General features: G+C 59.7%; 13 protein-coding genes. 1 reads left to right on the plus strand and 12 read right to left on the minus strand.

Going from position 1 to position 12,270, the window contains the following annotated elements; genetic code table 11:
- From C1719_RS16105 to C1719_RS12830, 7 genes are all read right to left on the minus strand, one after another.
- The coding region (locus tag C1719_RS16105; RefSeq protein ID WP_245874519.1) for an MATE family efflux transporter at positions 1-251 on the minus strand (251 nt) is incomplete at its 3' end.
- Positions 252-624: 373 nt separating this feature from the next.
- On the minus strand, positions 625-1,068 hold the full coding sequence (locus C1719_RS12805; protein WP_102375462.1) for a type II toxin-antitoxin system VapC family toxin: 444 nt from the start codon (positions 1,066-1,068) through the stop codon (positions 625-627).
- Positions 1,049-1,336 (minus strand): type II toxin-antitoxin system RelB/DinJ family antitoxin, encoded by a 288-nt coding sequence (locus C1719_RS12810; protein ID WP_102375463.1) that lies wholly within the window; start codon positions 1,334-1,336, stop codon positions 1,049-1,051. Before C1719_RS12810 ends, C1719_RS12805 begins: the two co-directional genes overlap by 20 nt.
- 89 nt (positions 1,337-1,425) lie before the next feature.
- A complete protein-coding gene (locus C1719_RS12815) occupies positions 1,426-2,544 on the minus strand; it encodes a DUF1648 domain-containing protein (RefSeq protein WP_102375464.1) in 1,119 nt (372 codons plus the stop codon).
- Entirely contained in the window at positions 2,545-2,940 is a 396-nt protein-coding gene (locus C1719_RS12820; protein ID WP_102375465.1) for a GntR family transcriptional regulator, read from the minus strand.
- Between the two features lie 10 nt (positions 2,941-2,950).
- The gene (locus tag C1719_RS12825) at positions 2,951-4,555 is read right to left on the minus strand and encodes a hypothetical protein (protein ID WP_102375466.1); all 1,605 of its coding nucleotides are present in this window, start codon (positions 4,553-4,555) and stop codon (positions 2,951-2,953) included.
- 9 nt (positions 4,556-4,564) lie between these two features.
- Positions 4,565-5,287: an ABC transporter ATP-binding protein gene (locus C1719_RS12830; protein WP_102375467.1), complete on the minus strand. Its 723-nt coding sequence runs from the start codon at positions 5,285-5,287 to the stop codon at positions 4,565-4,567.
- A gap of 213 nt (positions 5,288-5,500) precedes the next feature.
- Between C1719_RS12830 and C1719_RS12835 the strand changes: the two genes are divergently transcribed.
- Positions 5,501-6,436 (plus strand): CPBP family intramembrane glutamic endopeptidase, encoded by a 936-nt coding sequence (locus C1719_RS12835; protein WP_102375468.1) that lies wholly within the window; start codon positions 5,501-5,503, stop codon positions 6,434-6,436.
- A gap of 80 nt (positions 6,437-6,516) precedes the next feature.
- On the opposite strand, the gene C1719_RS12840 is transcribed toward C1719_RS12835, so the two are convergent.
- The 5 genes from C1719_RS12840 to C1719_RS12860 all read right to left on the minus strand — a co-directional run bounded on the left by C1719_RS12840 (position 6,517) and on the right by C1719_RS12860 (position 12,239).
- A complete protein-coding gene (locus tag C1719_RS12840; RefSeq protein WP_102375469.1) occupies positions 6,517-7,719 on the minus strand; it encodes an amidohydrolase in 1,203 nt (400 codons plus the stop codon).
- A 136-nt stretch (positions 7,720-7,855) separates the two neighbouring features.
- Positions 7,856-9,232, minus strand: coding sequence for a DHA2 family efflux MFS transporter permease subunit (locus C1719_RS12845; RefSeq protein ID WP_102375470.1), 1,377 nt, complete (start codon positions 9,230-9,232; stop codon positions 7,856-7,858).
- A gap of 68 nt (positions 9,233-9,300) precedes the next feature.
- Positions 9,301-10,665 (minus strand): sodium-dependent transporter, encoded by a 1,365-nt coding sequence (locus C1719_RS12850; RefSeq protein WP_102375471.1) that lies wholly within the window; start codon positions 10,663-10,665, stop codon positions 9,301-9,303.
- Between the two features lie 5 nt (positions 10,666-10,670).
- Positions 10,671-11,237: an aminoacyl-tRNA hydrolase gene (gene pth, locus C1719_RS12855; RefSeq protein ID WP_102375472.1), complete on the minus strand. Its 567-nt coding sequence runs from the start codon at positions 11,235-11,237 to the stop codon at positions 10,671-10,673.
- A 30-nt stretch (positions 11,238-11,267) separates the two neighbouring features.
- Positions 11,268-12,239, minus strand: a complete 972-nt coding sequence (locus C1719_RS12860; RefSeq protein WP_102375473.1) for a ribose-phosphate diphosphokinase — start codon at positions 12,237-12,239, stop codon at positions 11,268-11,270.
- Between the last annotated feature and the right edge of the window lie 31 nt (positions 12,240-12,270).

A 12,270-nucleotide genomic window follows, 5' to 3' on the forward strand; every position in this document is an offset into this window, starting at 1 on the left:
CCCCGGCGCTTCGCAATCGCAACGGTCCCCCCGGCGGTGACGCCTATGGCAAACGCGTTGATGCAAAACGAGATCATGGAAGCCGTGCCGATGGCGACAAGCCCCGTATTCCCCATAACCTGCCCGACTATGATCATGTCGGCAGCCTGATAGCAGTATTGCAGAATATTGGCAGCGAACAGCGGCAATGTGAAGGCAGCGAGCTGCTTGATCACGGAGCCGCGGGTGAAGTCCTGTTCCTTTGTTTTCATGTCTCTCCTCGAAAAGCAAAAGCCGCAGACGAGACTCGCCTGCGGCTTCGAGGTTCGACCATCGGAGATGCCGCACCGCTCGAACGCAACGCCATCGCATATGCGAAGACGTAGCGCGTTCGCGGCGCAAACCGGCTCCGATGAGAAAACCGGTAGGATCGATCCTACCGGGAAAGCCCTGCGCGATGTCTCATCATCTTCCATTCGCACAGAGCGTTGCCGATGCAAAGCTTCATGACATTCCTTTTCGAGTGCTGCGCAATCCCCTTTCGGCAGCAAGCCGCTAAACGTCGCGCCCAACCATTCTAGCGCAAATGCGTAAGATCGCATCGCATATCGAAGATCAAAGCAGCAGATACCTCGCCTAGGTGAATCACCATTCGATCTCTTCGAACACGAGGCCTTGCTTCTCGAGCCGGCCGAACAGCTCTTCGGGGGTCACGGCTTCAACCGCCGAATCGGCAAAATCCCTCACGTTTCTCGTGACGACGTAATCCGCACCGATCTTTTCGGCGCAGCGCGCAACAAGGCAGTCCTCGAAATCGTCCCATCGGGACGCGAGCGCTTTTTCAGCATCTTCGGACGTGATGCCGATGAGGCGCAGAAACGACAGGCTACGCTCGATCATGTCCTGCGCGCCTTGGCTGCCGTAATCTTTGCGCAGCAGATAGTAGATGTCTGTGAGCACGTTCACGCTGATGTAGGTGTTCGCAGCCTCGACGATACCGAGCAGGCATACTTTGCGCGACAGTGCGTAGAAGGGCTCACGTCGCCCGATATGATCGAGCACGATGTTGTTATCGAGCACCAGATCCATAGCGCTCCCCCAACCTTGCCTCCCGGATCTCGTCGTCGGTCATGTTGATCGGACGCTTGGTGTGGCACTCGTCGAACGCCGCGATGAGCCTTCCGATCTCCTCTTTGCTCGGCTTCTCCCGCTCGTCGAACGGAAGGTCGTCGTTCTTAACCGCATAGTCGAACAGCCGGCGAACCGCCTCCGAGGGCGTGTACCCGCACCGCTTCATAACGGCGATACCCTGCTCTTTCATTCGGTCGTCCAAGCGAACGGTTAAAACGGACTCCATGGATGCCCCCTTATCGTATTACACGTAATACGATACTAGCAGAAACGCCACCGCACGGCAAGACAGTGCGGAGAAGGGATCGCGGCGCCCTACCCGAACGACATGACAGCAACCACAAACGCGATGGTGATCGCCAGCCCTGCAGCCATAATGGCCCAGATAGCGGGGCGCGCGTAGTTGAAGGTCCAACCCACCCCGAAGCGCGCAGGCAAAAACAGGCTCGGATCGTCGCGATTGACGTAGAACACGCCGAACTTCCAGTGCTCGTCATCGTCGGCAAGAATCTCCTCGCTTTCGCCCATGCGGGCGAACAAGCGAGCGCCGCCTTGCCCGTACACGACGGAGATGGCAATGCCGCCCACGACGATGAAGATGCATACGACCATGATGACGACCGCACTCTGCATAAGCGTAACGAGCCCTGCGAACGAAAGCGGCATGAGGATGAGCGCAATGCAGATCACCAGCCCCATCGCCAGCAAGTAGATGCTCTGCGCGCGAGCGAACATGCCGTAGGCAAGCGCCGAGGTCGCAGGGGCTCCCGGCTCGGACAAACGTTTGGAGCGCAGAATGTTCCAATGCGAGAACAAAAAGCATGCGATCATGAACAGCTGGATGAGCACCGGCATGAATACGATGGACAGCGACTTATCGGCCCACCTGCTCACTTCCCCATCAAACCCAACCTGCATAGGGATCATGTCGGGCATGTTCGAGTATCCGGCGATGCCCACGCCGAGCGTTACGAGCAGTACGGGCACGTACAGGAGGTTCCACTTGAGCGAGATGGCGCGAGGGACGTCGCGCTCCCCCACTACGGCAACCGCCTCCTGCGCCTCGGCCCGCCATCCCCGCTGCTTTTTGTACGTCGAAACCTTCTTGCGAAAATACAGCATGAGCGCATATCCGATGACACACGTAAGCAGCGTGCCCGCAATGACGACCGCCAAAACACCCGAAGGGTTGTCGAGAACGACAAGCGCCACCCCTGCCGCCGTAAGTGCAGCGGTCAATGCGAGCATGAGCGCAAGATAGCGCCTTTTGAGACCCTTGAGATACGGGTCGCTCGCCGCTGATTCGGGAATCGTGATGGTGAAGCACTCGCTTTTCTTCATGAGATAGGGCGTGAGCGCCATGAGTACGCCGACGACCGGCACAAGAGCGATAGTCAGGCCCATCATCACGGTAGCGTCCATTACGACATCCATTCAGCACTCCTCCCTATACGCGCGCTCGGCCTGCGCAGCAGCCCTCGCAACGAACTCTTCCTCCGAGCCACCGTGCGCACGGTATTCCAGGGCGAGCGCGAACAGGGCCTCGTCCATGCGGACAAGCCCCGCCTCGGTTTGGGCGGGCGCATGATCCGCCGGATCAGCTACGTAGGCGCCCGAGCGGCCGCGCATCACCACATAGCCCTCGTCGCGAAGCACCGCATACGCCTTGTTGACCGTATGCAAGTTGATGCCGAGATCGCTTGCAAGCGAGCGCACGGAGGGCAGCGCATCGCCCGGTTCGAGATCGCCCAAGGCAATCGATGCGATGATCTGGGAACGCAGCTGCAGATACAGCGGCTCGTTCGACTTCTGGTCGATTCTGACGATCATGCGCTCACCCCTATTCCTGCAACGGCGCCGATGCGATGCTCTTGAACAGCAACCACGAAACAACGATCAAAACGATCGGGAGAATCATAGCACCGATCGAGCCAGTCAAAGCCGTCACCAGCATGCCGACCGCCACAATAACGAAACCCGAAAGCATGGTGACCATAACGGCGATCGAGCGCTTCACCGGTTCGTATTCGCTCTTCCAATCGTAGCGCGGCCTGCGCGAATCGACGGCAAGACCGAACACCGAAACGAACACCGAAACGGCGACGGGAACCACGACGACGAGCGCGGCCGATACGGGATCGACGCCGAAGGCGAACGAAAGCAGAAGGCCGCTGACCACAATGGTGGGAATTGCGATAGCCAGGTTCAAGAGCGCCTTTGCAGCAAGAATCGTCCGCGATGAAACGGGAGCCGTGTACATAAGCCATCTGCTTTTGCCCTCAAGGGAAACCGATGCCGCCGTCGTAGAGGAAATGCCGACGAAAAACGCCATCGCCCAAGGAAGAAAACTGCCGATGAGCGGGCCAATCTCTCCTTCGAACAATTCGGCGGGAAGCATGCCGAGAGCAGAGGCAACCGCGGCAGCTGCGGCGGCAACCAGCACGAGCACATAGCCGATGCAAGAGTTCATAAGGTAGATCGGCGTTGAAACGAGACGCGCCGCCTCCTTCGACAACAGCGCTGCAAGCGGCGTGCGAAGCTTGTTGCGCGCACCTGCCTTCGCCTGCTTCCCTTCGTCGAACGAGAACGTGCCCTGCGGGCGACTTGCCATCAGCAGCGTGTTGATAGCCGCGAACCGATTCGAGATCAGCGCTATGGCGGCTACGGCGGACACGACCGAAACCACAGCGAATGCGGCGAACAGACCGACGTTGGCACCCGCGATGCCCTCGCTCGCCCATGCGATCGGAGGCAGCACGCTCACCATGATCGAAAGCTGCTGCGCCACTAGCGAAGCGAATGCGGCATCGTCGCCGCCCGCCTGACCCATCATCGCATAGGGAACGACAACGATGACCAAAACGGCGGCGATGGACAGAACCACCGTCACGATGTTGGCATGGCGCATGCGGGCAGCCAAAGCCGAAATGCCCACCGCAAGCAAAACGGCGATCGCCATGGGCAGAAGCGGAGCCAAAAACACCGAGAGCGCCATCATGGCAACCGATCCCGCCGTCGCCCCCGCATACGATGCGTACACACCGAACGCGGGGAACATGGCGACGGCCCCGAACAGCAACGATATCGCATAGAGCGCGGCAAGGCGCGACAGCACAACCTCCATCGTCGTTACCGGGAGGGACATCACGATATCGTAATCCTTGAATGCGAAAAGGACGCCGTTGGTTTTCAAAAACGCCGCCATCGCGCCCGCAAGCGAGCCGACGAGCACCGCCACGAAGGGAACGCTATCGACCAATCCGAACTCCGCAAGGCTGAACGCGACCCCCATGCTGTAACCGACGCACAGCACGCCGACGGCGATCGCCGCAAGAGCGAAAAGCGCGATCGACCGCTTGGCCTTCGCCCGATCGGTATGGAGCGCCTTGTTGAGGCCGAACGTACCGAGAATCTGGATTTTAAGCAGGAGCTTGAGCTTGCCCATGAAAACCGCCTACTTTCCCAATCCGAGAAACACGTCTTCGAGGCTCTTGTCGCCCACGATCTGCTCCGTCGAGCCGTCGGCGATCAGCTTGCCGGCCTTGATGATGGCGACCTTGTTGCAGAGCTTTTCGACCACTTCGAGCACATGGCTCGAAAAGAATATCGCCGAGCCCCGTTCGGTCAGCTCCCGCATGAGTCCTTTCAGAGTATAGGATGCCTCCGGGTCGAGGCCGACGAAAGGCTCGTCGAGCACCAGCAGTTTCGGCTCGTGGAGAAGTGCGCCGATGAGCACGACCTTCTGCTTCATGCCGTGAGAGTACGACGAGATGAGATCGCCGAGCGCCGACGTGAGCGAAAGCTTGTCGGCATAGCGCTCGATGCGCTCGCGACGAACGGCGGCAGGCACCTCGAAGATGTCCGCTATGTAATCGAGGTACTGGATGCCGGTGAGAAAATCGTAGACATCGGGGTTGTCGGGCACGTACGCCGTGATCCGCTTGACGGCGATGGGCTGGTCGACAACCGACATGCCTTCGATGTTGATAGTGCCGCCGTCGAAGCCCGCAACGCCCACGATCGAGCGGATGAGCGTTGTCTTGCCCGCGCCGTTGTGGCCGACGAACCCGTATATATCACCGGGCATGACCGTAAGGCTCACATCGTCGACGGCTCGCTTTTCGCCGAACGTCTTGGTGAAATGGCTTACTGCGAGTACCGGTACGCGATCTTCCATTGTCGTTCCTTCTTTCCATCGTCTTGGCGCCGCCAGGGTACGAGGCGCGCGACTTCTTCCAGCTTGCTTGCCGAAACCTGAGGCGTGCTTGCTTTCTCGGGCATTCCTCCGATTCGGCCTTGCATGCCAAATGCTTAATTGTTATATTTATGCTATAACAGATAGAACAGTAATGCAAGCGACTCCATCAAGTTTAGAAAGCAGGGGATCACCATGAAGCGCATCATCATCTATCTTGCCGTCACCTTCGCCATCACCTACGCGCTCGAGATATTCATCGTCGTGCCCTTGGCAACCGGCACGGCGATGGGAGGAGCGCTGGCTGCACCGCCCGTCGCCGTGCAGCTCATCATCGGATCGATGATGTTCGTTCCCGCAATCGGCGTGCTGATCACGCGGCTCGTCACCAAAGAAGGCTTCAAGAACGCGATGATCAAGCCGGTCGATTTCCGGCATACGTTCAAGTACTACCTCATCGCCTGGTTCGGACCGGCCGCCCTCACCATCGCAGGCGCCGCCGTATACTTTCTCATCTTTCCCAGTGATTTCGATCCGACCATGTCGGCCGCAATGGCCCTGCTGCAGAGCTCGACCGCATCGCAAGGCGGCGCCGAGCTGCCCGCCGACGTCATGCAGATCATCCTTTGGGTGCAGATCGGCGTGGGCATCGTGCTTTCCCCCGTCCTCAACTGCCTGACCTGCTTCGGCGAAGAATGGGGATGGCGGGGGTATCTCGTACCGAAGGTCAACGAGAGGCTCTCGTTCGTTCCGACCGTTCTCGTCACTGGTGTGATCTGGGGATTGTGGCATGCGCCGCTCACGGTGATCGGGCATAATTACGGTGTGGGATATCCGGGCTGGCCGTTTCTCGGCATCTTCGCGATGTGCATCTTCTGCATCGTGATCGGCACCTTGTTCAGCTATCTTTCCCTTAAGGCGAAAAGCTGCCTGCCTGCTGTCATCGGCCACGGCGCCGTCAACGGATTCGTCGGCGCCGCCGCCCTCTTCTCGCTTTCCGGAGGAAACCCGTTTATCGGCCCCATGCCCATCGGCATCCTCGGAGGCATCGGGTTCATCGTGGCGGCCATCGTCTGCTGCGCGCTCATGCGGCGCGAGGAAAAGCGTGCGAGCAGCCCCGTAGCGGAATAGCGGTTCGCGCAAAAAAGATGCCGGCGCAGTTGCACGCATCGGCGCCGGCATCCCAAGCGAAGCCCGGGAGAGCCTTCTCCTTACCTTCCCTGCAGAAAATCGATAGCGTACTGCGCGGCAACCATCGAGCCTTTCGCCAACACGCTCTCGTCAACCTCGTAAAAGCAGCTGTGCTGCGGATGATTGGCCTTAACCTCGGGGTTTCTGCATCCGATGAACACGAACACGCCGGGCACAAGCCGCAAATACTCCGAAAAATCCTCGCCCGAAAGCGTGCCGCGGTACTTGCCGAGCGCTCCCGCCCCCAGCACTTCCGCCACGGCCAGTTGGGCTCGTTTGGCGCACTTCACATCGTTTGAAAGTCCGGCGTTGCCCTCTTCGTAGGTCACTCGTGCGACCGCGCCGAACGTATGGGCCGTTTTTTCGGCAATATGCTCGATGCACGAAGGCAGCTCGCGGCGAAGCTCGTCGCTCCATGTGCGTACCGTACCGGTGAGGTAAGCGGAGCCGGCCATGATGTTGCGCGCCTCTCCTCCGTGGAATTCCCCCACCGTCACGACTGCTGGCTCGAACGGCGAGATGTCGCGGCTTACGAGAATCTGCAACGCATCGATCATCTCGGCACCCACGACGATGGCATCGACGCCCTTATGCGGCATGGAACCGTGTGCGCTCACACCTTCGATATCGATGCGAAACCAGTCGGTATGCGCCATACGGCGCCCCGCCTCGCAGGAAAAAAGACCGGCATCGAGCTCGCTCCAGATATGCGCACCGTATACGGTGTCGACGCCGTCGAGCGCACCCGCCTCGATCATCTTAGTCGATCCAATGGATATCTCCTCGGCCGGCTGGAACAGAATGCGCGCTTCGCCCGAAAACTCGGAGGCGAGATCGCGCAGGATCCGCACGGCTCCGAGCATCATGGCGATATGGCAGTCGTGCCCGCACGCATGCATCATGCCGGGATTCTCCGACTCGTACGGCGCACCCGTTCGCTCGGTCACGGGAAGCGCGTCGATATCGCAGCGAAGAGCTATGCAGCGCTCATCCCCCTTCGCCGGCAAGTCTGCCGTCCCATAGACAGATGCGATCACGCCCGTTTCCGCCACACGCCGATACGGCACGCCGAGCGCATCGAGCCTTGCGCAAATCGCATCCGAGGTTGCGTATTCCCTGCCACTCGGTTCCGGATGCCGATGAAAGTAGCGCCGATCATCGACGATCTGCGGTTCGATGCTTGCGCCGAGCGCTTTCACCTTATCTGCCGTCTGCTGTTCCATACCCCGTCCATCGCTCTCTTTTTCCTCAGCTTACCATAGCGGCGCGCTCGGCGGACGCGACTCGACGGGAGGCGGCATGCAGACAAGGCGCGACGCACGCCCGAACGCACCGCCCGCGGCTCCCAGCGCTGCAGGGCTATTTCACGCGCACGACGATGTACGCGAACGTCAAAACCGCAAATACCGCCGAAAAGGCGAACGCAATCTGGTATGCGAGAGCGGGGGCCGCAGCGGTTGCCGAAACGACCGTGATAGCGAACACCATCGTCGACGTGCCGAGCGATGCGCATGCCTGACGCACGGCTATGCAAAACGAACTTCCGTCGGTAACGGTGCTGCGCGGCAGGTCGGCCAAACTCCATGAGATAAGCGGCGCCATGAGCCCGGAAACGCCGAACGCCCGGATCGCCTGGAAAATCGTGGTCATGTACAGCGGCGTGCTTTCGTCGACGAACACCATGATGATCGAACCGATGGCAAGCAGCACGCCCGACACCATGACGACGGGCCTGATCCCTATCCGATCAACCAGCGCTCCGGAAATCGGATTGAGGAACAGCGCGGCAAGCGTTCCGGGGAGAAGCACTATTCCCGCATCGAGGGAGGTGCCCCCGCACAGCCCCTCGATATACAAAGGTATCACCAACGTAATGCCCATAAACGAAGCATGCAGGAAGTTAAGCGCCATAAACCCGCTGGTAAACTGGCGGGATTCGAAGATGCTCATGTCGATAAGCGGGTCATCGACGCGCTTTTGCCGACGCACGAACAAAACAAGGAACAGCGCGCCTACCGCAAGCGGCACCCAGATGAGCGCACTGGCCAAACCGAAACTGCTTGCGTTGGAAAAAGCCAGCAGCAGTCCGCCGAACCCGAGCGAGGATTGCATGAGCGAAACAAGATCGAGCTTCGCCCCGCCGTCGGCAGCCCGCCCTGACGCAATGCATAGAACAGCCGCAACCACCAACAGCAGCATCAAGGCAAGCAGCAAGTAAAAGAAGCTTCGCCATCCGAACGAGAACACCATCGCCCCGCCGATGGTGGGTCCGATGTTGGGGGCGAACCCCATCGCAATCCCCGCGATGCCCATGGCCGTCGATCGGCGATCCATCGGGAATCGGGTCATGGCGATCGTCTGCATGAGGGGCATGAGCAAACCCGCCGAAACAGCCTGGAGAACACGACCCGAAAGCAGCATCCAAAAGCTCGTTGCCGCCGAGTCGAGCAGCGCTCCCGCGCAGAAAAGGGCCAGTGCGACGAGCACGTGCCGGCGCACCGAAAACCTTCGCGAGAAAAAGGTCGCAACGGGTACGGTTATGCCGAGCACGAGCATGTAGCTGGTGGTAAGCCATTGGCCGAGCCCGACGTCGATTCCAAACTCCGCAAGGATATCGGGCATCATGGCGTTCACCGCAGTTTGGGAGAGATTCCCCAACGCACCGGCAAGCATGACGATGGCGAAGAGCGCATAAACCTGCGCCCGCTCGCCCTTTACGATCGTTTTCCCAGCCATAGCCCTTGCATGTCCCATCCTCAAAATCCTAGCGCGCCGCGCAAAACGCCCGCCCGGCTGCGCACATCCTACCCTATGCCGCCGAAGAAAATGCCCAGCACGTACACCAGCGCAGTGATTCCCACGAACACGTACTTGGTCAAAACCTCGAACCATCTGCCGATAGGTTTGCCGTGACCCAGTTCAACCTGGCTGCGGGCAAACCCCTTCGGACAGACCCAGAAAAACATGATAGCAGCGAGCAGGGCCCCCAAGGGGATGACGAATATGGATATGACATCCATCCAAGCGCCAACGGACGAAGTGCTCTCTATGAACACGCCCACGAAGGCCGCAATGGCGGCAACGATGCCGACCGCAACCCCGCGCGAAAGCCCGAACTGGCTTTGGAGCGCTTCTATCGGCGTCTCGAACAGATTAACAAGAGACGTGATGGCTGCGCACAGCACAGCGAAGAAGAATACGACCGCAACAAACGAGCCGAATGGCATCTGCTGGAACACGGCAGGCAGCGTGATGAACATGAGCGGCGGCCCCGATGCGGCGCTGAAGCCGAATGCGAACACAGCGGGGATGATGACCATAGCGGCAAGCAGGGCCGCAATCGTATCGAATACGGCGACGGTTCTCGCCGACGAAACCACATCGACGTCCTTCTTGAGGTAGCTTCCGTACACCAGCGTTCCGCTTCCGGCAAGCGAAAGGGAGAAGAACGCCTGGCCGAGCGCGAATATCCACGTTGTCGGATCGGCAAGCGCCTCCCATCGGGGAATGAAGAGGTATTCGTATCCCGCTCCCGCGCCGGGAAGCGTTGCCACCCGCACGAGCAGCACGACGAAGAGGACGAAGAACAGCGGCGTCATGACTTTGTTGAGCCGCTCGATGCCTCGGGACACGCCGAACAGCATAACGGCGAACGTGAGCGCAAGGCCGATGAAATGCCAGCTGACGCTGCCGAAATCAACCGCCAATGCGCCGAAGTACGCACCCGTATCGACAACGCCCGCAAGTTCGCCCGAAGCCGACGAGGCAAGGTACTTGAGAAACCAACCCACCACAACCGAATACCCGATCGCAAGGGCCAGGGAACCGAGCATGGGAAGAAACCCTATGGCGCGCCCGATACGTTCGCCGATACGGCCGCCGCGCATCTTGCATGCCTTCGCAAACGCCCCGACAGGGCCCGATTCCATAGCGCGCCCGAACGCCATTTCACCGAGCACGCCCGAGAAGCCGAGGAGGGCGACGAAGATGAAATACGGGATCAGAAACGCCGCTCCGCCGAATTCCGCAACGCGGTACGGGAACAGCCAGATGTTGCCCATGCCAACGGCCGATCCGATGCAGGCGATGATGAACGCGGCACGGTTCGAAAAACCGTCACGCGGTTTTGACTTCTCAGAAGCGCTGCCTTCAGGAGCCGACGACGCCATGGCGTTCAGTTGAAGTCCTGCTGCGTTTTCGCAAGCCCGTGATCAATGAGGGAATACACCGCTTCGGCGCCGCGCGCGCAGGCAACGTCGAAATCGTCTTTTGCCTCCTTGCGCGGCAACGAGAGCACGTAGTCGGCCACGTTCATCCGTCCAGGCGGGCGGCCGATGCCGATACGGACGCGAAACCAATCGCGCGTGCCGAGCTTATCGCAGATGGAGCGCAAGCCGTTATGACCCGCATGTCCGCCGCCGAACTTCACGCGCACGGTTCCCGGGTCGATATCGAGCTCATCGTGAATGACGATCAGATGATCGGCATCGACGCCGTAAGCGTTCATAAGCTGTTTGACCGGCCCGCCCGATGTGTTCATGAAACTCTGAGGTTTGGCAAGCACCAGATCGACATCGTGAAGAACGGCCTTCGCCGTCAGCGCGCCGCCTTCCGTCTTCCAATACCGCGCCCCGAGTTTTTCGGCGATCAGGTCGATCGTATCGAATCCGGCGTTATGACGAGTATGCGCATACTCGTCTCCGGGGTTGCCCAATCCCGCTATCAGATACGTATCAGCCATATGAGCTACCAGTCGGCGATCCCGAGCGGCCTACAGCGCGAAATCAGGATCGAACAGTTCGGATACCGATCCGTTGCCATACACGTTCGCGATGGCGCGCGCAAGCAGCGGCGCAACCGAAACGACCTTGATCTTGCCGGTCTGCTTCTCAAGCGGCACGGGGATCGTGTTGCACACGACAACCTCTTCGATCTCCGAGTTTTCCAAACGATCGTAGGCAGGGCCGCTGAAAATCGGATGCGTTGCGCACACGTACACCGTATCGGCACCCTGCGCCTTGAGAGTCGAAACCGCCGCCACGAGCGTTCCACCCGTATCGATCATATCGTCGTTGATGATGCAGATCTTGTCACGGACATCGCCGATGAGCGCTGTGATCTCGGCCTGGTTGTGGCCGGGGCGGCCTTTGTGCATGATGGCGAGATCGGCTTCCATGATGTCGGAGAGCTTCTTCGCGGCCTTCGCGCGACCCACATCGGGGCTCACGATGCACAAGCGGTCCATGTCGAGGTTTTTGGCCTTGAAGTAATCGGCGAGGATGGGCAGCGCAGTCAGATGATTCACCGGGGTATCGAAGAAGCCTTGGATCTGCCCCTGGTGCAAATCGATGGTGATCGTGCGGTCAACGCCGGCAACCGTCATAAGGTTGGCGACGAGTTTGGCGGTAATGGGTTCGCGGGCGGCCGCCTTGCGGTCCTGACGCGAATAGCCGTAATGCGAGATAACCGCGGTAACGGTGCGGGCGGATGCGCGCTTCGCCGCGTCGGTCATGATGAGAAGCTCCATAAGGGCATCGTTGACCTGAGAACCCGCCACCGACTGCACGATGAACACATCGGCGCCGCGTACGCTTTCAAGGTAACGCGCATAGATTTCCCCGTTTGCGAATTGTTCGAGTTTCACATGACCGAGCGTGATGCCAAGCTCATCGGCAATCTGATCGGCCAGTTCGGGGTTAACCGAACCGGAGAAAACGGCCATACTCTTCTGCATTTCGGTCATCGACGCGCTCCTTCGGACTCCGCATTAATTA

Source organism: Raoultibacter massiliensis (genome assembly GCF_900199545.1).
Classification (GTDB): Bacteria; Actinomycetota; Coriobacteriia; order Coriobacteriales; family Eggerthellaceae; genus Raoultibacter; species Raoultibacter massiliensis.

Coding starts and splice junctions, on each gene's coding strand:
- pth (WP_102375472.1), bottom strand. CDS start 11,237: ATGGCTGATACGTATCTGATAGCGGGATTGGGCAACCCCGGAGACGAG.
- C1719_RS12810 (WP_102375463.1), bottom strand. CDS start 1,336: ATGGAGTCCGTTTTAACCGTTCGCTTGGACGACCGAATGAAAGAGCAG.
- C1719_RS12835 (WP_102375468.1), top strand. CDS start 5,501: ATGAAGCGCATCATCATCTATCTTGCCGTCACCTTCGCCATCACCTAC.
- C1719_RS12840 (WP_102375469.1), bottom strand. CDS start 7,719: ATGGAACAGCAGACGGCAGATAAGGTGAAAGCGCTCGGCGCAAGCATC.
- C1719_RS12860 (WP_102375473.1), bottom strand. CDS start 12,239: ATGACCGAAATGCAGAAGAGTATGGCCGTTTTCTCCGGTTCGGTTAAC.
- C1719_RS12850 (WP_102375471.1), bottom strand. CDS start 10,665: ATGGCGTCGTCGGCTCCTGAAGGCAGCGCTTCTGAGAAGTCAAAACCG.
- C1719_RS12845 (WP_102375470.1), bottom strand. CDS start 9,232: ATGGCTGGGAAAACGATCGTAAAGGGCGAGCGGGCGCAGGTTTATGCG.
- C1719_RS12815 (WP_102375464.1), bottom strand. CDS start 2,544: ATGGATGTCGTAATGGACGCTACCGTGATGATGGGCCTGACTATCGCT.
- C1719_RS12825 (WP_102375466.1), bottom strand. CDS start 4,555: ATGGGCAAGCTCAAGCTCCTGCTTAAAATCCAGATTCTCGGTACGTTC.
- C1719_RS12820 (WP_102375465.1), bottom strand. CDS start 2,940: ATGATCGTCAGAATCGACCAGAAGTCGAACGAGCCGCTGTATCTGCAG.
- C1719_RS12805 (WP_102375462.1), bottom strand. CDS start 1,068: ATGGATCTGGTGCTCGATAACAACATCGTGCTCGATCATATCGGGCGA.
- C1719_RS12830 (WP_102375467.1), bottom strand. CDS start 5,287: ATGGAAGATCGCGTACCGGTACTCGCAGTAAGCCATTTCACCAAGACG.